Consider the following 24,461-nt stretch of genomic DNA (forward strand, 5'->3'; position numbering starts at 1 on the left):
GAGCTCGCAAAGGGGTTGAGGCCACACCTCGCACTCCCGATTAGCCCCGGTCTTCCCCCTTCAACTCCCTCGCCACTGGCGTGGGGACTGAGACGCCTCGACCGTGAGCCATGATGGGGTTGGCGCCAGCCCGCTGGTAGCCAGACGTCCTGTGCGTAGGTATGCTGGACACGGCCGGGAACCGACGGTTGTCTGGGGCACGAGGTGCCAGGGGCTGGAGTGGATCCCCGACGGGGCTCGCTCCCACGCCTTGATCCTGATGGGTGACTGGTGCGGCTCAAATCCGAGCTGACACTGCTGACGACGACAACCGGGATGCGACGGAGTCACGCGACCACCATGGCGAGGGAAGACGTCGTCGGAGACCTCGCCCCGTTTGTAGGATACGGAGGGCATGATCGGCTGTGCCCTCTTGACCGGAGCCTTCGAGATGGGCGACCCCTTTTGCGATCCTTTTGTGTCGACAGACATGCATACGTTCCTCCCAGACAATCCATGCAGGGACCAAACCCGCTTGGATTGACCTGAGAGCAAAGCTCATGCCTCACACCCACCGTCAAGTCTTTGTCCGTTGTCCTACTATTTCGCACTCATTACTATTAACCTTCGTCACAACCTGAAGGCTCCTGTATGCATGCTGGCTGTATTTACCTACAGGGGACATCGCGACTACCTTACATTGCATTCCTGATTCTAAATCAACTAAAACACCGATAGTAAAAGCCTGTGCATATTAAGTAATCTGGCAATGCCTTCGATACATACCACGAACATGAAGACCTCAAACCGACAGGAAACCCTTCTCCGTCTACTCGCTGAAGACATCCGAGCAAAAGCACGTTGGTGCTACGACAGCACCGCCTGGCGATCGATCCTCAAAACTCTGCTGACGGACGGAACAGCGGCAATGATGTGGTATCGTCTCATGCAATGGTCTCGGCGATGGCAACTGACCCCGCTTGAACTACTTTTCAACAAACTGAATGTGATCTGTTGCAATTGCATTATCGGTCGTGGAGCAGAGTTTGGCCCAGGTCTGGTATTCATCCACTCGACCGGGATCGTGATCAATGGTCAGGTACGCGGAGGGTCCCATATCTATCTTGAACATCAGGTAACGATAGGCGCGCAACGAAGGGCGAGCCCCATCCTCGGAGATCGTATCTTCATCGGAGCTGGAGCGAAAATCGTGGGGGCGGTGACCATTGGAAACGATGTCAACATCGGGGCCAATGCCGTAGTACTGAGCGATATCCCCAATGGAGCCACGGCAGTCGGCATACCGGCAAAGGTCGTTCGGATCAGAAGCGTCCCGTCCTCATCTTCCTAACGAGCAAACACCATCGCTTCATACCCTTCTTCTTTATACCTTAGTATTTTAGCGAATGGTACGCTGCCACGTTCCTTGTTGTTGTCCTGTGACCCAACACCAGAACCCTACCGCAAGAGCTATATTCATAGCGACAAACATCGTAACCAATCGAACGACTCGATTACCCAATGTTCCTTTCGCAAGTCGATGCCCAAGGTAGGCGGCCACATAAAAGACGGTCTGAGCCAACAGCAACCACTGGTACATGGACTGATCCGATAGCCAGATGTTGCTCATAAGCGCAAGGAGGAGAAATGCCGGACAGAACCAACGAAGTATTTTGTGTGAAAAGAAAACAAAGCTGATCCAGCCTTGTGTCGGAAACAACAGCGGCCATAATCGAGAGAGGCTTTGGAAATTCCCGGCTCCGATGCGGCATCGCCGACGGAATTCGCCTTCAATATCCGGCGCCGTTTCCTCAGTTGCGATGGCCTCTGTGTCATAAATAGTGCGGTGCTTGAAGCGTAGCTTTGAGAACAGAGGAATCACAAAATCGTCCACGATCGTGTCACCGGGAATCGGTACAAACACGGTGCGACGCATGGCATAGATCGCGCCGTTTGCACCGAGCAGAGCACCCAACCGCCCCTCACAATCCTTCAACAGGTTTTCATATCGCCAGTAGAGTCCATCCACATTTTTCCCTGTCGCAGCATCCTGCAAACGCAGTTGCCCGCATACTGCTCCGACAGTAGGATCTTGAAACCACCGTATGAGATTCAGGACTGCTTGGGAATGAAACATCGTGTTCGCATCTGAAAACACGACTATATCCGACTGTAATTGCTGCACGACTGAATTGAGGACCGTTGCTTTCCCCCTTCGTTCCCGATACTCAAGCAGTCGCACACGTCCAGGATACGTTTCGGCGTACTGCCGGGCCAGTGCACAGGTTCGATCAGTACTCCCATCTGAAGCGATAACGGTTTCCAGTTTGTCCGGCGGATAATCGATCGACAGAACGTTTTCGAGACGTTCTCGAATAACAGCCTCCTCATTTAACGCTGAAATGAGGATGGTGACCGTCGGCAGGTGTTGACGAAGCCGATATGGAGGAGGCACAGGACGATGACCGAACAGCCGCGAACAGATGAAGATGACGACAGGAAACCCAATGTATGCGAAGAACAATCCTATAAAAGATCCCCATAGAATAAGTCTTGCAGCGATTTCCATGTCCATCACTCAGCCTGCATTACCGACAGCATCTCTACGGGACGCTTCTCAGGATCTCGAACCTGAAGCCTAATGATTTTCGCAGGTACGCCGGCAACCACCGCATCATCAGGAACGGATTGCAGCACCACGGCATTGGCCCCAATAACAGCTCGGTTCCCAATACGGACATCACCCAACACTTTCGCACCAGTTCCAATAAAGACATCATCACCGATCACCGGAACACCGACGATCCCCGAACGCCCACCCAGGGTCACACAAGGCCCGATCATTACATTTTTCCCAACACGCACTCGTTCATGAAGAACCACTGCGATGCCACCATAGCCTAATTCTGTCCCTATCCCGATCTCACAACGACTTGGTACAACACAACGGCATAACACGACAACAAGTTTATCAACGATGCGTGGAACAAATGGAATGCCTAATTGCCGCGATCGACGGCCAATTCGATACAACGTAATCGCGTTCATGAATACCCCACCTCTTACACAAGATCTTAGGTAAGCACTGATTTCCTAGCCGGTCTGGCAAACACCGACCTGTAAACTACACATACAGTGGGGCAAGCGATGTACAGCGAGTGATACGGTACCGGCTTGCATGGCAACCATAGAGCAGGACAGATTGTCCGCTCCACGGGGAAGGAAGGGTCCAGAAACTCTCACTGTTAGACTTCTGTCGGCAGCAGCACCTCGATGAAGTCAACGAAAGCATTCACGACTAATATGCTACCGCCAAAGCTCCTCATTCCTTCTTCTCCGCAATGAGGTAAACGATATCGCTCGGAAGAATCGATAAGATCGGAAGCAACAGTATCACTCCTAGGCAAACGGCGAGATTGCGGACGACGTTCCCACCGCCTGTGTATGCAATTCTGCTGTACAAACCGGAGGCGTCAACCGTCGAAAGCCTCCCGGTCTTTCTGACGACCAGATCATGCGAGCGAAGAAGTCGAGTCAGGTTTGCACTATTGAAATAGTGCACGTGAGGTGAAGGCAACTCCTTCTGCCACAATCGCTCAAAGAAACTGGTCAAAGACAGCTTACACAGCAACTTGGAGACTTGATAAAACACTCCTTTGCTATTCGGGAGATTAATCACCAGAAGGCCTTTATCTGACAAATGCCGATGACAAGCAGAGAGTACCCCCTTCACATCCGGAATATGCTCAAGCACATCATTGAACACGATCACATCAAAGACCTCGTCGGTCTTCAAAACATCCGGAAAGTACCCTAACCTGACGTTCAACCCCTTCATGCAAGTCCCAGCATAAATGTTCTGATCCGGTTCTATTCCGTAGACGTCAAAAAACGATTGCGCTCCCTCGAGAAACCACCCGTGGGCACAACCTATTTCAAGCAATGCGCCCTTCCCCTTCAAGAACCGAATTTCATTGATCAGTTTGTCAAAATTTCTGATGCGTAGTTTCATCAATCCGGACTTTCTGGAGATTTCATCGATATGAGCATGGGCGGATTCCAGATTGATGTTTGGGATCAGAGCTGCTGATTCATAGGCACAGGTGTCACATGCTTCGTGCCACGATGTGAGTCCTCGAGAAAGACTTCGCCTACAGATTGGGCACACTCTATTTTCCATTTGTGATTGCGCCGGAATGCACGACTCTCGGGTTGTCATTTTGTGTACTACTTAGGAGACTCAGCAATTTCGAGAAGGATGGCCTGAAGCATGAGCTGAAAGCCCAACAGAAACGGCAATACACTGAGCATGACGGTACCAGTAGTCGCAACCTGGCCCGTCAAAAACGATTTCGCCCACGTGTAAGCACCAAACACCCCTCCCCAGACCAACATGGGGATCCCAGACACCCAAAAAAGCGCGATAGGGGAAAAGTCTCTAAGGATATGCTTCTGATACACGCGGTACCAAAATCGACCAAAGAGATAGCGTGGAAACGTGAGACATATCTCGGACATTCGCATCGAAGACTGCTCATCCCCATATCGAGCAGGAATTGATACATCCTTAATGCGGGCTCCGAGAATGTTGAGATGCACGAGCATGTCGTTCTCAAAGAAATACCGTTTTGCTAAATGGTCAAGGTCCATCTGTTGCAAGGTATCTGCATGAATTGCCAAATACCCGTTCTGCGGGTCGAACACATGCCAATACCCGGAAGCCAGCTTCGTTAGGAACGTCAGCCCATAGTTTCCAATCAACCGTAATGCCGGCATCGCTTCCAACGCGCGATTGTTCAGGAAGCGATTCCCTTTGGCATAGCTATATTGCTGCTCAATAATAGGATCCAACAGCAACGGGAGATACGTTGGATCCATCTGCCCATCACCATCCATTTTCACAACGATATCGACATCCTCCCGTAAGGCTCTCGTGAAGCCGCTGACCATCGCGCCGCCGACCCCCTGATTCACCGAGTGTCGCACCACCACCGTTCGAGCGTCCTCCAGCATTTCCAACAACTGGGTGGTTCCGTCTGTTCCACAATCATCAACCAGCACCACTCGATCGACAAACTGCGGCAATGTCTTCACTACATCTTCAATGTGATGAACCACGTTATACGCAGGAATCACCAGGCCGATACGACGATTCTTATACATTGGTATCCTTTAATTCGGCGCCGTACTTTTTGGGGTAGGATCTCGCTCATCCACCCTCTCAGACGACGATACTCGGCGGTAAATAAGGATGCTGTAGGAGCTGTGCTCACGCAGCCAGGTATATCCACGAATGGCCTGCGCTCCTGGTACATACCCGCCAAACACCGGGACCTTGGTGATTTCCTTAAGAACCTCATAGCGGCCACTGGAGACCAACTCCTCCATAAACCGCAAGTCCTCCGGTGTCGGGGGAGGATAGGGAAACCAATCGGTATCTTGGTACCCTCTTCCCTGACGGGACAACTCAAGATGCTGGCGAACAACCTCGTACACGAGCCTGGGAAGCAAAATGTAATCAGGATCTTCGTTGTACCGCACCAGTCGGTACCCCTCCAGCTGCTGGTCATCTGGTAAATACGGAGAGATATGGTCCACAATGACGGAAGAACGGAGACCGACCATTGCACCGCGTGGCACGCTGGTCTGCACCCATGAGGCCGCTTGTTGGGGAATGTCCTGACCTGGACGAAAAAATTCCGCCCATGCGAGCGAATAGACGCTTGTAAAAAGGTAAATCCCTGCAAAAATCCAGGGTGCCATCCACTGGCTCTTATATTGCCGAGCCACAGTCCACAACCACTCAAAGGCAAAACCTGCCGCCACGCAGAGAATCGGTGTCAATTCCAGAATATACCGGTTCACCTTCACTGAACTTCTCTCCAACATGACCCATAAAGGGAGAGCCGCGAGGAGTAACAACAGCAACTTCTTGTCACGGCGAACTACGGCTAACATCACCCCACAGAGCGCCAACACATACCCGGGCAATCCAAAGTTCTCAGGAAGGTAGGCGAGAAGATATGACGGAGCCGGTTTAGCCGCCGGAAACATCCCTCCGTCGGTGGAGGCATAGGCCTTGAGCGTCCATACGGCATACTTGGCAAAATTATTGAGATTGGCTGCCACCGGAAGAACGAAGGTCACGACTATGGCCAGACCTGCAGCACTCATTGGGATAAGCCATATCGCATGGCGATTAAACTGATGTATGGCCCATTTCCATGGATGACAACCTTGGAGGATCGGCACCACCAGCAAACAGCTGGCACAGACTGCCACAGCCGCGCCCCCCAGCAACCCGAGATGCAACAGCTTGATTATCGATGGAAGATGGTAGCTGAACGGATGGTCGTGCGGATGCCCATCGTAGATCCGCTGAGCGAGCGTCAACACAGACTCCTGTGCCACCAGTCCGATAACCAGCGTCATCCCGGCAAGCACCACTACTCCGACCAGCGTCGCGATCCAGATTGTTTTGATCGTCTGCCGCTCCGCATACGCTCCGAGGTCGATCTTGAACTCCGGTGTCCGATTCGCGACTAATCCCACAAAGAGTAAGAGGAAAAGAAAGGCTGGAAAGTACTTCGTCGCGACAGCAAACCCTAATAGCGCTCCGACCCAACACAAGGCCTCGATCGTAAGCCGTTGATAAGCTCGGAGGGCCCAATACATCGCAAGGCTGACGAACAGCGCCGAATAGACTTGCACGTTTCCGGTACTATTGACCGCAATCATGTTGACGGAAAATAGCCCCGCCCCAACCAAGCCGACACGCGCTCCCCAAAATCGTCCGATGAGATAGACAACGGGGACCGTGGCCAAACTCGCCATGATCGTGATACCTCGACAAAACGCCCCCACATTGAAACTCTCAGGCATCAGGATCGCCCCAGGGAGTGACAAGGCGCCGACTAGGATCGGCGCTACCGGAGGATAGAAGAATACGTCAAAATGAAGCAGGTTTCTCGCCTGAACGAGAGGCGTGATTTCATCCACAAATGGAAAATCGCACGGTTCTACCGTCCCCGCTTGCCAATCAACCACGCGGTACAGCCTCAGGACAGCACCTATCATCACAAACAAGAGCACCAGCAGCGTATCCCACCCCCACCAGCGAGAGAACACCCTCTGCATCGCTGACACCACATCGTCCTTCTCAGGCATGCTAGATACGCTCCATTGCAACATCTGTCCGGTCGTTTTTTGAGCCTGACACGAATAGCTGGTCGTACAGGGCGAGCAGCCGATCCCCTGTCTCGGACTGCTGATGAGGTCGACCGTCGAATCGACGCAGAGGATGGCTCAGCAACCTGAGAATCGACTTCACGAACCCCGACAACTCGCCCGACGGAAACAACACCACCCCTTCTGGCCGAAACCCAACGTTACTTGCGACAACCGGTATCCCCATCGACAGGGCCTCACGCACAGAGATCGAATCTCCATCGAACGAGGTTGGGCGAAGGAAAATATGGAGATGCTGCATTGTCGCCATGACGGCATCATGCGGAAGCCCTCCGGTGACGAGAATATGGTCTGGAAGAGGGCCGTACTGTTGTTCAACCTGCCCTCGGTGCGGCCCCATCAAGACGAGTCCTGCCTTCGGATGGTGGTCTCGGAGACTGGCAAGAGCGTCGATCATCAAGGGGATGCCGTACTCGGGATCACTACTCGCCGTCGCCCCTAACACCGGAGCATGATCGTTCATGAACTGTCGCACGTGCGACGGTACCGTTTGATCGGAGGCGTCCCCCACACCCAAGAAGCCCGGCATGATCGAGATCCGGCTGTCTTGAGCCCCCATTTCCATCAATACCCTTCTTGCTGATTCATTACGACAAATCATATGGCCTGCCAACTTGATCGCTAAGCGAGCAATCCTCCCATCCGCAAACCCTGTGCGTGAGAGATAGTTCGCCGTATTTCCGGACCCAAGGACAAGAACCGTTCGTCGGCCGTTCAGCAGTCCTGCTGCTGCGCAGACCAGACAGGAGAGCCAACTTTTTCGATTGTGCCCATTGGTCAACAGGTGAAGCAGATACCCCTGACGACTATACCGCGTGACTTGTTGAACAAAATGCCATTCGCTTGTGACAGGACGACAGCCGTCGAGAGGTGTGGTTCGCCCCTCTCCAATGTTCAGCACCTCGCACTGGTACTCGTTGCTCGATGCCAGGTAGCGTTGCCATTGGCACAGCTGTACGGCCAATCCTCCGAACGGAGGGGGATACGGCCCAATCAGCAGAACTTTTCTCATGAGGTAACAGGGTCCAGATACTCCTGATGCCAGAGTTCAAGCATGAACAATTGCCAGAGCTGATGCGAATAGTCCGCTCGCTGATGAAGATGAGCGCTCCACAAATCCTTGAGAGCCTGTCCATGAAAGAGTCCACGCTGGATAGCCCGCTGGCTCAATACCGTGTCCTCGACCATTGGACGAAGTGGTCCACGCAACCATCCTGCCAACGGCATGGTAAATCCTTGTTTTTTCCGATTGAGCACGCTATTTGGAACCTGTCCTTGTAAGCTTTGTCGCAGAAGATACTTGGTCGTATGCCCGCTCAATTTCATGGCAGACGGCAACGTCGCGCTGAGCTCGACAAGCTTATGGTCGAGCAGTGGGGCCCGAACTTCGAGTGCATGAGCCATGCTCATCCGGTCGACCTTGACCAGAATATCGTCGACCAGGTACGTCTTCATATCGACGTACAGGGCCTTGTCCAAAGGATCGCTTGCCGTACACTGGTCATAGAGACGTGTGAACAGGTTATCAATCTCAAACCGCCGGCAGTGTTCCGCACAGTCCGTCGAATACACTCGGCGCTTTAATTCGGCCCCAAACAAAATATCGGTATGCGGCTTGGCGCAGGCGACGCCTGGGCTCATACCCAGCCGTGCGAGGATCTTTTGCCCTTTGAACGGAGGCAACAGATGCGCGACTCGACTCACCGCCTGGCATCCCGCTGGTCCAAGGTATTTCCTCAGTACCCCGTCGATACGATGCAGATAGTGACGGGCATAGCCGGCAAATACCTCATCCCCTCCATCCCCTGAGAGGGCCACCGTGACGTGGCGTCGGGCCATTTCGGATACATAGTAAGTGGGGACTGCCGAAGAGTCGGCAAACGGCTCATCGAACAATCGCGTCAACTTCCCCACAATATCTTCGACCCGAGGAACAATTGTGTGCTCATGATGCGCACACTGTAGAAACTCTGCGACTTCTTTTGCGTACTCCAACTCGTTCTCGTCATGTCCATCAAACCCGACGGAACAGGTAAGAACCGGCCTCGACACTTGATCCGCCATATGCCGTACGACCAGCGATGAATCGATGCCCCCACTCAAGAAGGCTCCGAGTGGAACATCACTCCGTAGACGGATCCGAACAGCCTCCCGAATCGTGGCTTCTAGCTCTTCTAACGCCGCGCGTTCGCTCAACTCTGTGCGGGCCTGAAAGACCAGATCCCAATATTGCGTAAGCTCAATCTTGTCATCGCACCAGGTTAGGAGATGGCCGGCCGGAAGTTTCTGTATCCCCTGAAACATACTCATCGGACTCGGCACATAGAGGAGACTCATATACGCATCGAACGCCTCGTAGTTCAGGGTTCGTGGGACGTTTGAGTCTTCCAAAATAGCCTTGATTTCCGAGGCGAACACAATGCCATGATTGGGAACCACCGCGTAATAGAGCGGCTTCTTTCCCAGTCGGTCTCGCACCAACACTAATCGCCGGCAACGCGTATCCCAGAGCGCAATGGCAAACATACCGCGGAGGTGTTCAATAAACCTCTCTCCGTACTCTTCATAGAGATGAACGATCACCTCCGTATCAGACCTGGTCCGGAATCGATGCCCCTTCTGTTCGAGCTGCTTACGCAGCTCCACATAGTTATAGATCTCTCCATTCAAGACGACCCAAATGGTCTCGTCTTCATTCCCCAAGGGCTGATGCCCTGACATCACATCGATGACCGATAGACGACGATGTCCTAGCGCGATCGGACCTTGGATGAAATATCCGGCGTCATCGGGTCCCCGATGCGCAATCTTGTTACACATAGCGGCCAGCAACGCGTGCGTCGGAAATGCAGCGGGGTGAAATCCCAACTTTCCAGCTATGCCACACATGATTGCGTTACACTTCCCTGTCTCATGAAGAGTGAATCATCGATTTCGCGCGTAGCATTTCATAGAGGGCCTCATACTGCCTGGCCATATGCCGGGTGGTGAAACAGGTCGCAATCCTCCATCGCCCAGCCTCTCCCATCTTTCTCCGTAGTTCCTTGTCCCGACAGAGCATCTCGATCTTGGACGCGAGCGCCCCGACGTTGTTCGTCGGCACAACAAATCCGGTTTCCCCCTCAACCACCAAGTCACGAGTTCCACCACTATCAGTCGCCACGACGGGCAAGGACGCGGCCATCGCCTCCATCACCGCATTTGGAAAACCTTCATTTGAGATCGACGGCAGAACCACCCCATCGATTGCGGTCAAGAACGCCGGAACGTTTTGAACCTCTCCAACCAATTCAACTGTTTGCTCCAAACGCAATCGTCTGATGGTCGTTTCAATCGCTCCTCTCATCGGACCTTCACCGGCAATGAGGAACCGAGACTCAGGGTGCTGTGCGGCTATCCTCGCAACCGCCTCAAGAAATATCTGATGCCCCTTTTCAGGTCGAAGATTAGCGATGACTGCGAACTGAACAAGCTTCTCATTTCGTTGGCACCGTGATTGCGTAACAGCGTTGTCAAAGACTTCTAGATCCAAGCCATTCGGGATTGCCCACACAGAAGGAGGCGGAAGCTGTTCATCCTTGATCAGTAGGTCTCGGATTGAGCCTGCATTGGCGACGACTCCCTTCGCCAATCGGTACACCCATCGCTGAATCCGCCGCTGCATGGGAGTCTTAAGCGTTGATTCTTCACGCCGTGCACCAAGAACAATCGGCACTTGCGCCATCCGTGCCACGGGGATAGCGAAGAGATTTGAATAGAAATCAAAACATTGCACCACATCAATCTGCTCGCGCCGAAGATACCGATAGAACCGAACCGCAGACTCCACAAAGGATGCATCCTTAAAGCTCACGAGGGGATAGACCTGTACATCCTCCACGTGACAGGGCAACAGCGCCTGGAGCGGCCCATCCGTGCTCGCAGTCGCTAAGCGAGCATCGTATTTCGAACGGTCCAGGTTTCTGAACAGTTCCAATGCCTGACGCTCTGATCCTCCTCGCCGAAAACTGTTGGCGAAGACAAGCACTCGCAATCGTCCCATACCCTATCCTACGGTCTCCAATCGTCACTGAGACGCTAGCCAACGGGTTGAACGTTCGAACGCGTGAGATAGAGTCGGCACCACACTTCGAGTATCAGCAGCAGCCAAATGGTGTGCGCATACTCGGAACGACCTGACTCGTACCGCGCCACGAGATCCTCGAGCCCATTGAAATTAAAAAGCCCCCGTTGTTTCGCTTGGTGATCGAACAACACGCTTCTCACATAGTCACGCAGGTCACCTTTAAACCAATACGCAAGTGGAACCCCAAACCCTTGCTTCTTACGATAGATAATGGCCTTAGGAAGATAGCGCTCCGCCACTCGTTTCAGGAGATATTTCCCTGAGCCGTTCCGAATTCGAAACTCCATCGGGAGGCGCATTGCGAACTCGACGAGCTTATGGTCAAGCAGCGGCTCTCGGGCCTCAATGGAGTGCGCCATACTCATCCGGTCCACCTTCGTCATGATGTCGGCGGGTAAGTAGCACTGCCCATCGACATACTGCAGTTGAGCAAGCCACGGCTGGTTTGCAACCATCGCAAAGTGGTGGAACAATTGATCACCGCCGGACGACACTCTGAGGGTTTCGACGATATCCGGCGCCAGAAGTCTGTAGGCAAGCGTCTCGGGCGTATACGTCACAGCCTCTCGATATTGATCGGGTCCTGAAAGAGCCATGTTCTGAAGAAACCGCTTTCCTGTTGCGCCATCCTGGAGCTGCGTGCCAACCCAACCGCAAGCTTGGCGCAAAACAGTGGGAATCCGTGCTCGACGCTGTTGCCGCAAGGCCACGTGATACCTGTCGTACCCCGCGAACAGCTCATCACCGCCATCACCGCTTAATGCAACCTTGACTGATTGCGCCGCCATCTGACAGAGGAAGTACATGGGAAGAGCGGACACATCGCCAAACGGCTCATCAAAATGCGAGACCAAGCGCTCAATCACGTCACAGTTTTGAGGCTCGACGACGAATTCTTGATGGTCGGTCCCCAGATGCATTGCCATCTGCCTCGCAAAGGGCAGTTCGTTATACGCCGATTCAGAAAAACCGATGGAAAAGGTTTTCACCGGACGGGAGGTGTGACGCGCCATCAATGCGGCAACGAGACTGGAGTCTAGCCCCCCACTGAGAAACGCCCCCACCGGCACATCACTGACCATGCGTAATTTCACGGCCTCTTCCAGCAACTGTTCGAGCCTGGCAAGCGCTTCAGGCTCCGGCAATGCCGTCGGTTCAGCTGGGTGAGGTCTCAATCCATGCCAGTAGCACTCAAGAGAAAGAGTCCCGTTTTTGAGGACCAAATAGTGCGCGGGTGGCAACTTCTTGATACGTGTGAAAATTGTCTGTGGGTCTGGAATGTAGGAATACCGTAGAAACGTCTCTATCGCGGTGACGTCGACGGAGGCATCCACCTCAGGGTGGGCCAACAACGTCTTCAGCTCAGACCCAAAGACGAGTCGCGCTTCATCCCAATAGTAATAGAGCGGTTTCACACCAAGACGGTCCCGAGCAAGAAAAAGGGAAGACTGAACTTGATCCCAAATAGCAAAGGCAAACATCCCTCTCAACCGATCAAGACACCGTTCTCCGAGCTCCTCGTAGAGATGGACGATGACTTCAGTGTCGGAAGCGGTTCTCAATCGGTGGCCGCGCTGCAGAAGCCATTGAGCTAGTTCTTGATAGTTGTAGATCTCTCCGTTCTGGACGATCCACACCGTTTCCGTCTCATTGGCGATCGGCTGGTGACCTGTATGGAGGTCGATGATGCTGAGGCGACGCATTGCCAAACCAGTCTGACCATGCGTGTAAATTCCCTGGTCGTCCGGCCCTCTATGAATAATCGTCCCGCACATATCCGCCAGAATAACGGGATCCGCGTGCTCTGATGGACTCACATGGCTGTATCCGACAATTCCACACATGGTCACAGTTTCCTAAGACAATCTCGACCGATTCTCTCTTGGTCAAACCACCGGCAATGACCTGCTGAAAGTGTATTCCGGTTGCTGGACAGGCGTGACAGGCAGCGAATGGATGGAAACGATGCTGTCTTCGGACAGCAACTCACAGGGTGGGTATCCGAGGACAATCAACCGAACTCGGCGCGGCCAGCTTCCAGTTCCATGGCACGGTCAACTCGAAGTGCCAGCTGCTGGCACGCGATAACTAATCCGGCAACGATGTACAAGTAAAAATGGAACGCCACAGGATGGAACATCCCCGCCGTGACAAACGCCACCATCGCCCCTCCGGCGGCTTGCGCGAGAGCTGAAAGCTCCGGCACCTGCTCATATCCGAGCCGTATCTCCTTCATGGAACTGATCAAGCGATAGAGCAACCAGAGCAATACAGCAAGCCCCGGAATCCCGATCTCCGTTCCCAACTCGAGGTAGACATTGTGGACCCCTTCCCACCCATAGCCTGTCTCGTGAAGCAAGACATTATTCATGTGCAGCCCAACCCCAAGCGGATGCAGCAACATGCCCTGAGCCGTCCCAACCATCAGATTCCATCGTGCATTCGAAGATCCCGTCTGATCTTTTGACATGTCCCCGATGGATGCCACTCTATCCCCATACCCGCTAGGCCCCGCAACAGCTAATACCAGTCCACATACCAGCACCACCGCACAGGTCTTCACGAACACTCCCGTCCCCTTGCGCTTTCCGACGACCCAAGCGGTCCACAACACAATGGCGACCAGAGTCAGAAATCCGCCACGAGAAAAACTAGTGATAATTCCACCCAGGTCGATGCCGATCAACAGAACAACCAGTACGCGCTGTCTCATGCTCCTCGCTGTCTCGTAGAGGTAGAAGAGAAATGGAAGGGAAAGGTTGAGGACGAGAGCGAGATCATTTGGATTTCCGGCGATGCTGGACGCACCGCCCAACACCCGCCCATACTTCCAGACCTCGCCAGCGACATAATGCTTCGTCCCTTGGAAGGCGTTAAAGGCCGCGAAGACTGACATCGCCCAGACAAGGATTCGATAACGTCGAAAAGACGTCAGCACGTTTGCGACCAAGAAGAAGATGATAATGGACTTGGAATATTGATCGATTAAATACTGCAGGCTTCCCCCGGGCCACAGTGAGAACGGGATAGAGATTAAGGCAATGCCGATGAGAATCAGCATCAAGCGCACTTCCCGACTCATGAACGTCCACCCGGCGCCGTTTCGCCACACCCAGGTCACATACGCGACCACGGCCAAAGCGGCTGAAACCTTTGCGAGATGGAGCGGCTCAAGGACTGGAAAGATTACTTGTGGGGCTATATAAATAACGAATATCAGCAGCAACAGAGCTCCGAACGCCAGCGGAGAACCTTCATCTTCAAACTCAGGTTCGAAAGCATTCCTTGAAACCTCTCCGTGAGGCTCGGACAAGGCCCAGAGATTTGAAGAAGCCGTCGCCATGGGATTCTAGAGCCCTGAGACCTCTTTTGGAACTGCGAGACGATGCGTCCTGTACGGTGCAATCTCAAAGTCGTAGTACTGTCGGGGATCCCCAGTTTTTCCAGCTTCCGCCGATTTGATAATGTTGTACATCTCTCGAGACGTGACGTAGTGCAACCGATACCGTCCTTCACGATAGCGGCATTCTAACTCCTCATACATGACGTCGGCAGCCTCGCCCAGTAGAGCATCACGGCTTCGGTCTTCGGCTCCATGGCAGGAGACTTTGACAAAGACCCATTCAGGCCGTCCTTTTACATGTATATGCGTCTCTACCCAAAGACGCACACGACCACGGGTCGGCGGATTCGAACCCTGAATCTCACCGTTCTCGATTCGGGGAATGAGTCCCCATTTTCGGCTAGCCCAATTGAATGTCAACGGACCAGGCACGATCATGAGATCACCAGAACTCTCTCCATTGACAACGACTTCCTCACCACAATCAAACGACTTGGCCTTGTGGGGATCATCCGTGGCATAAAATATCGTATTCACCATGGACGACTGGCTGTCACACGGGGCCGTCGGCAGGCTAAAATCTGCATAGCATCCGGTGTCCCGTAATACCGTGAGTTCCCCATTGACCCCACAATACTGAGGATCATGTCGAGAATTATCCAGAGCCATGTTGCCATGAATAAATCCATAGACAGGGCGGCCCTGCCCCCACTGCGTCCGCAATGCGCCATGTTGGCCGAATAACTCCACCGCATGGGTGATTTTTCTCGCCAGGGTCTCTTCGTTGTCATGGCCATGGTGCAGATGCAGCTCAATCTCGCCGAAGCCCTGCCTGCATAAGTCCGTCAAGTTATCCAGATATTCCTGATGATATGCCTCGCCGGGATAAAACCACGAGTGTTGCACCGGACGACCATTGGAGTCTCGATGACGGCGGGCAAGAGCAGGATAGCGAACCAACCAATCCTTCATACGGTCACGTTCCACTTCCGGCGTGGAGCCAGCCGAAATCGGCTCAAAATGATCCACCATGCAGAACAGGACATGAATCAGTGGTTGACGTTCTGCTTCCCGTCGTGCTCGCCATCCTGCAAGACGTTGCGTGCAATACGAACCAATCCAGAGATGCACGTGTTTTTTCCGCAACTCGCGGAAGATCACCCCCACCACCAACCCCACCATGGTTATCAACAAGGCAGCAATCGCCATCAAACTCACCCTCTGGATCTTCTCCGCACCACGGCCATCCGAACTACGACCGGCCTTTTTCTCTTTGGTCGATACCCTTCCGCTCCCACCACCCCCATCGAATAAGCCGGTGCGTTTCGCGCAGTACGAATCCCAACTTAAGAATCCCCGACCTCGAGGTGACATTTCGACGTTCACAGACAATCACCGCCATCATCGCGCCGTCGGCAAATTCTTGGCTCACAATCTTCGCAAGATTCGCCTGGTACAATTTCCTCCCACGAAACGCTTCACAGGTATAAAACTGATACAGCGAGACAGTCTGCTCCGGCACGATGATCTCCGATTCAGTCTCCGGCATCGCCACGACTCCCACTGGCCTGAACGACCACCCAAACTGCGCAAGTTTTCCGTCTACCATGACCGTATGCAAGGTCCGTCCTTGACCAAGCTGCCGCACCGCATCTTGAACATAAAATGCTCGGTCACGACGCTCCGGCCCATCCAATGCAAGGAAATCGGCTAATCGATTCGTATGAAACAGAACCATGGAATCTGCTAGATCAGGCCTACTCGTACACTGAAACCTATCAGGGGATAACGCATAGACATCGGCACAATAGTTCCAATAAACGAGCTTTGTTGCCCGCTCTACTCCGAACCGTAACATTCGACGCCATGTTGACTGTCGATATCGCACTCGATACCAGGTGATGTGGTCTGCATATTCTTTTAATTTCCCCCAGATATCTCTTTCTGGGGCAATTGCTCTGAGCGCCCATTTGAACCGATCGATTACAACTCCACGCGCTCTTGCTTTCCAATAGCCTCTCTTCTCCTGATAGAGGTACACTGTTGGTAATTGCACACATCGATTCCCGATCCGCCCCTTGAATGCGGCAGACCCAATGGTTAGATCCACTTCAGCATACTGTTCACGATGACAGGACTTTACTAATTCAATGATGTGTAACATCCCCGGCGAATGCTTGGTTTCGAGAATGTCAAAAGATGGGGCGCCATAGTACAGGACTTTGCGGAAGATAAAGCAGAAGGCAAATGCCAGAGGTTTGCCTCCGGTCCACAAACATGAAAAGTGAATCGCGGGAGAACCACTGGCAAAGAGTTCCGCATATAACTGCTGCTTTCGAGGATCCTCAAAGGCCTCTGCCCGATCAGAACCAACCTGCCGTAAGCCATGCTGTGTAAAATATTCCGCGCTGAGCCTGACCCAGTCCGCAACGGTATCGACGATCTGCAGATGCAACCCGTCACGCCGCTGATAGTAGGCAAAGGCCTGGCGAATGGTTTTCTTCTTGTGTAATTCCTCTATCTGCTGAGAGCAGTGCTGACCAAACTCAAACCGATAGCACGGATGGCTCACGTGCATGATTCCGTGTCCGGCATGCCGTCGTGACCACGCTTCAACGAGGGTCGGAGTCGGTGAGTCTGGTTGTGTCTGGCCGAACGCGATGGGATGCCTTCCTGCGTACACCAGCATCCGGGGAATGATCACGTCGAGAACTGCGGCCCGATCGGCCCACGCACTGATGACATCCCGGTAATCGGCCATCCCTGCTCCGGCAAAGATCAGCTGTCCGCTCATCCTTGCCTGGGCGCACGGCGCAACACCGCGAAGCTGATTCCCGTTCCACACGGTGAGCACGACCGGCTCGTATTCATCTTGATAGCAGCGATACCACGTCAGGCACCACAAGGGAGTCTGATAAAAGGATGCCGTCTGATCCTTTGCCAGTAATTCTTCCCATCGCGCTTCCAACTGATCATCGGTGAGGGCATGCTGGAGCGCCTCCCATCCCGTAATCTCGCGAACGGTGATCGGCTCAATCGCATCCGAGGATTCCAGCACTCGCTCCGACAAGCCAAGATTATCCTGAAGTTCAGCCGTGGCTCCGCTCATGCTCCCTTTTTCTTCCCGAATATTCGAAATAACCGATCGCATTCAGACCACAGAATTGTAATGCCCTGTTGCCGGAGAATTTTGGCCATCCCAGCGTGAGTCTGATACAGTTCCTGATACAGGCCATGACGACTAGGAATCTTGAGTTGCACTCCGAATAATGCAAACATGAAGCCGTTCACCAGACAAAACCCATTCATCACCACACGCTTCCACTGGTATCGCTCATCCCACAATAACCGGAGATAAAATCCAACAGAATGCACTTGAAGGAATAGCCTGCTATCTGACGCCATAACACGCCCCAACTCGGCCAGTGATGCCCGCTGATCCACATACGGCAAGGACAATCTCGATGACACATGGGTCACCGCCTCATCCTGAATAGGTAAGGCAGACAGATCAGCCTGGATCAATAGGCATCGTGATCGATGCTGTCCTAATGCGGCACCCGCAGCCGTCAAGGACGACCGATCGATATCGATCCCGATCAGTAGTTTGGGCGGACTAGGCAACTCAGACGCTTTGATTAACGCCGGACCAGCTCCGCAACCCAAATCCAGAAAGACTGACGTATCCTGACAGTTGAGCCGGTCAAACATGAGATCAAGTTCGTCATCAGCCTCACACTGGGCTAGGTACGTCCCTACTTGACGACCACTCGCGGTAAGGACCCATCCTCCCTCTCCATGAGAGGCCACTAAACCAGCCTCAGCCAGTCGCTCATAATAGGGCTCTACAACGGACTGGCTCTCAAGAGTTTCCGGCCGGACACACCCACCAGGGCCTCGTAGCAGTGCCAAAACCGCCAGTTTCATCGATTTCTCACTATGCACAAGACACAGGGCTTCACGGAGCGACGCCACGGGCGCCGTCTGTTCAGAAGAAAAACTCATGAGACCGGTGCTCCCACCAATTGTTCCAAGTATTCCGCATACCTTGCCCCAAGTGTCTCCCACGAATACAGTGGCCGTCTGTCCGTCATCTCCATAGACCCCGCCGAGTCATACGCACGAGCGACCTTATACGCCCGGACAACCGCTTGAGCCATCCGCTCGACATCACCCGGCTCGACAACCTCTCCACACTGCGTATCCCGGATCAAGTCCGCTGTAGCACTTTTTTCTTCCGCCTCAGCCAATATCCATCGTCCGGCTGCAAGATACTCGTATGCCTTGCCAGGAATCTGCAACGGCTGCTCGTTCGCCAACAATAGCAACACATGGGCCTCCTGCATGGCCTTGAGCGCCTTCTTCCTCGGCAAGAGATCCACAATTTCGATCAGACCCGATAACCCGGACTCTTTGATCATCTCCTCCACGGAACGACCACCGGCAGACCGGCACACCCCGATGAATCGCACCCGCAGATCGATTCTGCTAATCGCCCCGCCACTCAGCACCTGTTGGAGCGCCAGCAGCAACGTTCGAGGACTTCTTGTATAGTTAAATCCTCCCACATACGTAATGGTAAAGCGCTCCTCCCGGATAATAGGGCCGAGTGTCTTGAACTCCTCTTCATCGAAACCATTGGGCATCGTCACCCACTTGCTTCTCGGTTCCCCCGGGTATCGTTGCTGGAGCAGCTTGGTCATTGATTCCGTCACACAGAACACACGATCTGCATGTCGAATGACCAATGCTTCCAGCCATTGGTCACAGCGATCTGCCAACGCAGATCTCATGGATAGATCTTTTTGGACATTTCCCACCCAAGGGTCCCGAAACTCTGCGATCCAGCGAACCGGACATACCAGCCGTAGACACAAACCAACAAGATGGGCGGAAAACGGAGGCCCCGTCGTAATCATGCAAGGGATGTGCTGTCGTAGAATCAATCGACGGCCTCTCCAGACCGCAAAGGGTAGCCACCCCAGTTGCTCGTCCGGCACATTCAACATGGATACAATCATTTGCCGAATACGACTCGTGATCGATTGCACATCCGTTCGCGAAATGGACGGAGATCTAGGGCCGCCTTCCTGGCATACATGCGTAGGGGGTGCCGAACGTGAAGCACCCGGTATCCATTTCTTCACCGCCCGGTACAGTTCCAATGGATGAGGAACACAACGAGTCCTGGTCACCTGAGCCAAGGCAGACTCAGTGTCATCCTGTTGCTGGCGATAGTGATAGTATCTGGCTTGCACGGTGAGAATTGTTGCTTGCCAACCATGGGCCTTCGTTGCACGCACAATATTCACGGGACGCACTGCTCCGACACAGGCATCCGGCGGCCAACTGTGAGTGACCATCAGAAGCTTCTGGCACATACCCCGGTCAATCCTTACCTTTTCTGTCGATATTGGGAGACCATAAACAGGATGAGACGCTGCTCGTCAGGGGACGATGGAGACGCGTTTTGCACGGCGTATCACGGACTCGAGTTGTAGGAGGTAGATTGCCGGAGGAGCTAACCACAGCATGGTCGAAGAGTACGCGCGATCAATCAGGCAACGCATCGCTCTTGGCACAACATAAGAAAACGATACCAGTGATGACTGCCACTGACGATAACAATACGTCAGGAGCTCATGCGATAATTGGACGAGTTCCTTGCCGTCATTCTCTCGAAACTTCGGCTTGTACGCATATGGTATTGCTCCCGCCGCTGGGAACGCCTTCGAGATCGTGTCGTTGTGAAACGTATGGTCGAGCACCATAGCGGCCGGCAAACTGGCGAGGTGCTGATACACGCCATAGTCGCAGAAAGGGCTTACGACGGCATTAAACCCTCTCAACAATCGATACGGGCTTAACGCCACTTCTCTCCGACTCCGATTCCAATAGTAGAACGAGCTGACTGGGTTGGGGGCACTACCGTGTTGTTCAAGCTCCTCAAGCAGCCGTTCTACAGCCAACTCACGAGACCATTGCCGGCGCACGTCCTCGTTCAGGAAGTGCATGGTGACATCCGAGCCTAAGAGATCTTCCCCCAACGCTCGCCACTTTCCCGCACGACACAGATGCAGACGTTCCTCCGTCAATGCGAATCCGTCGCAAAACAGGCTCCCCCCTAACCCATCGTAGACAACCTCTACCTTACCTCTCAGATAATCAGCTACGGAGAAAAACCATGCATGCTCATCGCTGCAGAAGTTGGTCAAGACATTCTTTTTGAGTTCCAGCAGAAACGGCGACTCAGTTTGAGACACAATCACATGGGAAACGCCTACCAGTTGTGCCAGTTGCGCGGCAATTTCAGCCTCATTGCTATGGTTGTACAAGTATTCGCCTACCGTGACACCCAACGCGGGAGGATGCCCTGCCTCACAGAGTTCTAGCAAAATATGTCGTGAGTCCCTCCCACCGCTCAGGGTGACGGCTGCCGTTCCTTCAGGAATTCGCCTCCGAACCGCATCGCGAAAGCACGACACATACCCATCGATCGCCGCCGATCGTGATATCTTTGCCTCAACACCAATACTGCGCCGGCCACGAACCGAGAGCCGCTTGTCTTTCCATTCAAGGACCGCATTGGGTGGTAAGGCACGAATGGCGCGGAAGGGTGTGTCTTCGCCAACAAAATTCCCAAGCCTGAAAAAGACCGCTAGTGCAGCTCCATCAAGTTCTGACGGCGCACCGAGGAGAAGGAGCCGTGGAATAGAGGGAGAAATTGCAATGGTGTTATCCCATGTGGCGTAGTAGCAGGGATACATACCACTGACATCATTTCGTACGACTAGTGTATTCCCATCCCATTGCCACTCCACAAACACCCCATCTTGGCCAGGCGATCCGGGGGTGTTGATCTTATGACCAAGCATCACTTGCGATATCCCTCGAGATACCACCCTATCGTCCTGGAAGTTGGCCAGGAAATATGGCTCTTCATCGATCTGCAGAAATTCATATTGGCTGAGTTGATTTTGCGCTATCATTCACAACCGTCCTTCGCCATGACCACGCACCGTGATCAACTTCCCACGTTGCGGACAAGGCATCCTGTGCCTCTCAGCAACTCCTTTCGCTCCTACAGAGCCTGCGCGTGTGCTAAATAGGATTTGGGCGGGGAGTCAGTACCGGCTTGTACCCCAGTACCCAGGATGCAATCTCGGTTAGTTCCGAAAATAATTGGGGTCCAGAGGTTCTTAACACGGCTACATATATGCTTATCCCCATCAGAACAATGAGGATCATTTGCATCCAAGCCGATGCAGCAGTCATGGTAGGTATCTGCTGTATCAAGGCAGCGACTGCCGTCATGACTCCCGCTGCGAGGGTTTGGGGCCATAGCTGCCGTCCAAATTCGCACCAACTGACTCCCAACTCTCTCAAAGCCCACTTAGTCAGCCACAGCAACTGCAACGGATACAGGATGACCCACACGAGCGACACTCCGATCCCTGCGGCAGCAGATGCCCCGGCCCAAAATCCTAGTGGCATAATGACGAGTTGAGCTGTTGTATAAGTCAGTTGCAGATCAAGACGTCGTTTCACCATCAACGGTGGGAACAACAGAGTGGCGATCGCAGAAGCCATGGCGTAGCCGCATAATATTTTGAACATCGGCGTAATCGCTGCCCACTTGACGTCAAGCACCAACATCACAATGTAATCAGAGACCATCATCAGCCCCATACTGATAGGGAACACTACTGCGCTGACCAATCGCACACCTTTCAAGAAACCTGATCGTAATGCGTAATCATTGCCTTGCAGCTCGGCCATGACGGGAAACGCAAGTTGATTGACCATCGGAGTTATTTTGCTCACAGGCAGTGTGGCCAACTGTTTTGCCATCGTATAGAGCCCCAGTACATAGTCTCCGCCCAATCGTCCAAGTACGAATACATCAGCTTGTTGATACAACGCCCACGATAACCGAGAGCCTAACGTGGCCAAGCTATACCGCACCATCTCCTTCAATTGTGCGCCTCCCCCGATGTGCAACCCCGGCCACCACCGCACATACCATCCCGTGACCATCATCTGCATGAGAGGCGTCACCAACGAGCCTGCCACAAGTGCCCAGACCCCCGCCCCTTGCCAGGCTAACCCCAGAACCAACGGAAACGTCGCGATCATGGCAATCAACTCAGCTATCGAGATTTTATCCAGCAACAATCGCTTGCGCAGAAGGCTATCCGGTACAGTTCGTAACGCAATTAATGGCAATGACAAACCACTGACCCGCAGGACCGCCGTCAACTCCGGGCTCTTAAACCATTCAGCACTTAGCGGCGCGATCGCATAAAGTATTCCGTAGCCGAACACTCCCAGTCCAAGCGTGATCCAAAAACACGCATTGAGATCGCGATCGTCTATTTCTCTAAATTGTATGATAGCGGCGCCCAGGCCCATTTCGGTTAGGAGGGATAATGTTGCCGTCCACATACCCGCTAACGCCATCAGCCCATAGTCAGACGGGCTTAATAGGCGAATCACGAGAAGGGTACTCAGGAAGGACAACACCTGTACGCCGCCGCGGGTCCAGACAATCCAAAATACTGACTTCGCAATACGCTCCTTCATGGCCTAACCGAGTCGCTCACAGTGCTGCCTCAGGACTATCACTTCGTTACCGGGCTCCCTCGCCCTTCATGAGAACCCGCACGGTTTTTCCCAACGTCTTGAGGTCCAACCAAAACGACCGGTTCTTGATGTAATATAAATCGTATTGAAACTTGAGATGCGAGTCTTCTTGCGAGGCGGCATAGCCGAACATGACCTGAGCCCATCCCGTAATGCCAGGCCTCACGGTATGTCGAATGTCGTAATAGGGAATTTGCGTACGCAATTCCTCTACGAAGATTGGACGCTCAGGCCGAGGCCCGATGACACTCATCTCTCCCTTCAGCACGTTGATGAATTGTGGGATTTCATCGATCCTCGCTTTTCTCAACCAGCGCCCTACGCGCGACACTCGATGGTCGTTTTCCTGCGCCCAACGAGGTCCTGACGTCTCTGCGCCATCCACCATTGATCGAAATTTGATAATCATGAATGGACGGGAGTGGAATCCGACTCGTTTTTGACGGTAAAAGATCGGTCCAGGAGAGTCCAGTTTGATAAGCATGGCCACAATCAGCAAGAATGGGGCCATCGTCAGCAGACTCACTGAGGCAATCATAACGTCCACCACACGTTTCGCCGCTGCAGTGGCTGCATGACGCTTAAAGCCAGGAGAGAAAATCAACGCACTGGGCCTGAGAGAATCAATGGAGAGTCGACCCGTCACTTTTTCAAATAAGCGATGGCCATCAATGACCTCAATCCCGGCAACCTTGAGATCAAGTAGAAGATCCACTGGAAGAGTAGCCCGTTGATCATCCAGGCAGACGACGATAAGTCCAACTTTATATCGCTCAACCAGTTCAGGAAGATCGGCAAAGGTTCCAAGCACAGGATATCCGGTGGGTTCACTGTCAGAATGATTGACAAATCCAATGACCCGTCCAGCCATGCGCGATTCGCTCATGAGTACTTGCTGACAAGTCAGTGCGAATTCTCCCTGACCCAGGATTAATACTTGCCGCCGACTTTTCAACTCCTCTGCGGTGACGGGATGCAGCGTGACTCGAGGCGGTGCGGCTGACGGTCTGGTATCAACAATCGCATCCATCATTCGTGCTCCTGCGTAAGTCCTTCGGCCATGGACCACTTACAACGTCAAACCCCTGACACGCCCAGACAAGGAACGATACGGCGCTGTGG

19 protein-coding genes are annotated in these 24,461 nt (G+C 53.3%); 1 reads left to right on the forward strand and 18 read right to left on the reverse strand.

What is annotated here, in order from left to right:
- Positions 1-60: 60 nt before the first annotated feature.
- Entirely contained in the window at positions 61-471 is a 411-nt protein-coding gene (locus COMA1_RS20825; RefSeq protein ID WP_141654410.1) for a hypothetical protein, read from the reverse strand.
- A 301-nt stretch (positions 472-772) separates the two neighbouring features.
- On the opposite strand from COMA1_RS20825, the gene COMA1_RS18040 reads away from it, so the two are divergent.
- A complete protein-coding gene (locus tag COMA1_RS18040) occupies positions 773-1,330 on the forward strand; it encodes a serine O-acetyltransferase (RefSeq protein ID WP_090750931.1) in 558 nt (185 codons plus the stop codon).
- A 48-nt stretch (positions 1,331-1,378) separates the two neighbouring features.
- On the opposite strand, the gene COMA1_RS18045 is transcribed toward COMA1_RS18040, so the two are convergent.
- From COMA1_RS18045 to COMA1_RS18125, 17 genes are all read right to left on the reverse strand, one after another.
- Positions 1,379-2,554, reverse strand: coding sequence for a glycosyltransferase family 2 protein (locus COMA1_RS18045; RefSeq protein ID WP_090750932.1), 1,176 nt, complete (start codon positions 2,552-2,554; stop codon positions 1,379-1,381).
- Positions 2,554-3,018, reverse strand: coding sequence for a DapH/DapD/GlmU-related protein (locus COMA1_RS18050; RefSeq protein WP_090751048.1), 465 nt, complete (start codon positions 3,016-3,018; stop codon positions 2,554-2,556). The genes COMA1_RS18045 and COMA1_RS18050 overlap by 1 nt, the downstream gene beginning before the upstream one ends.
- A gap of 283 nt (positions 3,019-3,301) precedes the next feature.
- Positions 3,302-3,991, reverse strand: coding sequence for a class I SAM-dependent methyltransferase (locus tag COMA1_RS18055; protein WP_176698159.1), 690 nt, complete (start codon positions 3,989-3,991; stop codon positions 3,302-3,304).
- 215 nt (positions 3,992-4,206) lie between these two features.
- On the reverse strand, positions 4,207-5,142 hold the full coding sequence (locus tag COMA1_RS18060) for a glycosyltransferase family 2 protein (protein ID WP_090750934.1): 936 nt from the start codon (positions 5,140-5,142) through the stop codon (positions 4,207-4,209).
- A gap of 9 nt (positions 5,143-5,151) precedes the next feature.
- A complete protein-coding gene (locus tag COMA1_RS18065) occupies positions 5,152-7,146 on the reverse strand; it encodes an ArnT family glycosyltransferase (RefSeq protein ID WP_090750935.1) in 1,995 nt (664 codons plus the stop codon).
- A 1-nt stretch (position 7,147) separates the two neighbouring features.
- Positions 7,148-8,239: a glycosyltransferase family 4 protein gene (locus COMA1_RS18070; RefSeq protein WP_090750936.1), complete on the reverse strand. Its 1,092-nt coding sequence runs from the start codon at positions 8,237-8,239 to the stop codon at positions 7,148-7,150.
- Positions 8,236-10,116: an asparagine synthase (glutamine-hydrolyzing) gene (asnB, locus tag COMA1_RS18075; RefSeq protein ID WP_090750937.1), complete on the reverse strand. Its 1,881-nt coding sequence runs from the start codon at positions 10,114-10,116 to the stop codon at positions 8,236-8,238. Before asnB (COMA1_RS18075) ends, COMA1_RS18070 begins: the two co-directional genes overlap by 4 nt.
- 22 nt (positions 10,117-10,138) lie before the next feature.
- Positions 10,139-11,269, reverse strand: coding sequence for a glycosyltransferase (locus COMA1_RS18080; protein WP_090750938.1), 1,131 nt, complete (start codon positions 11,267-11,269; stop codon positions 10,139-10,141).
- A gap of 35 nt (positions 11,270-11,304) precedes the next feature.
- Positions 11,305-13,197 carry an asparagine synthase (glutamine-hydrolyzing) gene (asnB, locus tag COMA1_RS18085; RefSeq protein ID WP_090750939.1) on the reverse strand — a complete coding sequence of 631 codons (1,893 nt, stop codon included), beginning with the start codon at positions 13,195-13,197 and terminating at the stop codon, positions 11,305-11,307.
- A 167-nt stretch (positions 13,198-13,364) separates the two neighbouring features.
- The gene (locus COMA1_RS18090) at positions 13,365-14,696 is read right to left on the reverse strand and encodes an O-antigen ligase family protein (protein WP_090750940.1); all 1,332 of its coding nucleotides are present in this window, start codon (positions 14,694-14,696) and stop codon (positions 13,365-13,367) included.
- A 6-nt stretch (positions 14,697-14,702) separates the two neighbouring features.
- Positions 14,703-15,905 (reverse strand): hypothetical protein, encoded by a 1,203-nt coding sequence (locus COMA1_RS18095; RefSeq protein ID WP_218055423.1) that lies wholly within the window; start codon positions 15,903-15,905, stop codon positions 14,703-14,705.
- Positions 15,906-15,948: 43 nt separating this feature from the next.
- Positions 15,949-17,805 (reverse strand): GNAT family N-acetyltransferase, encoded by a 1,857-nt coding sequence (locus COMA1_RS18100; protein WP_176698160.1) that lies wholly within the window; start codon positions 17,803-17,805, stop codon positions 15,949-15,951.
- Positions 17,802-18,701, reverse strand: a complete 900-nt coding sequence (locus COMA1_RS18105; RefSeq protein WP_090750943.1) for a class I SAM-dependent methyltransferase — start codon at positions 18,699-18,701, stop codon at positions 17,802-17,804. The genes COMA1_RS18100 and COMA1_RS18105 overlap by 4 nt, the downstream gene beginning before the upstream one ends.
- Positions 18,698-20,077 carry a glycosyltransferase gene (locus COMA1_RS18110; RefSeq protein ID WP_090750944.1) on the reverse strand — a complete coding sequence of 460 codons (1,380 nt, stop codon included), beginning with the start codon at positions 20,075-20,077 and terminating at the stop codon, positions 18,698-18,700. The genes COMA1_RS18105 and COMA1_RS18110 overlap by 4 nt, the downstream gene beginning before the upstream one ends.
- A gap of 66 nt (positions 20,078-20,143) precedes the next feature.
- Positions 20,144-21,685: an asparagine synthase-related protein gene (locus tag COMA1_RS18115; RefSeq protein WP_090750945.1), complete on the reverse strand. Its 1,542-nt coding sequence runs from the start codon at positions 21,683-21,685 to the stop codon at positions 20,144-20,146.
- Positions 21,686-21,797: 112 nt separating this feature from the next.
- The gene (locus COMA1_RS18120; RefSeq protein WP_090750946.1) at positions 21,798-23,279 is read right to left on the reverse strand and encodes a lipopolysaccharide biosynthesis protein; all 1,482 of its coding nucleotides are present in this window, start codon (positions 23,277-23,279) and stop codon (positions 21,798-21,800) included.
- A 46-nt stretch (positions 23,280-23,325) separates the two neighbouring features.
- A complete protein-coding gene (locus COMA1_RS18125) occupies positions 23,326-24,372 on the reverse strand; it encodes a TIGR03013 family XrtA/PEP-CTERM system glycosyltransferase (protein ID WP_090750947.1) in 1,047 nt (348 codons plus the stop codon).
- Positions 24,373-24,461: the final 89 nt, after the last annotated feature.

Source organism: Candidatus Nitrospira nitrosa (assembly GCF_001458735.1).
Classification (GTDB): Bacteria; Nitrospirota; Nitrospiria; order Nitrospirales; family Nitrospiraceae; genus Nitrospira_D; species Nitrospira_D nitrosa.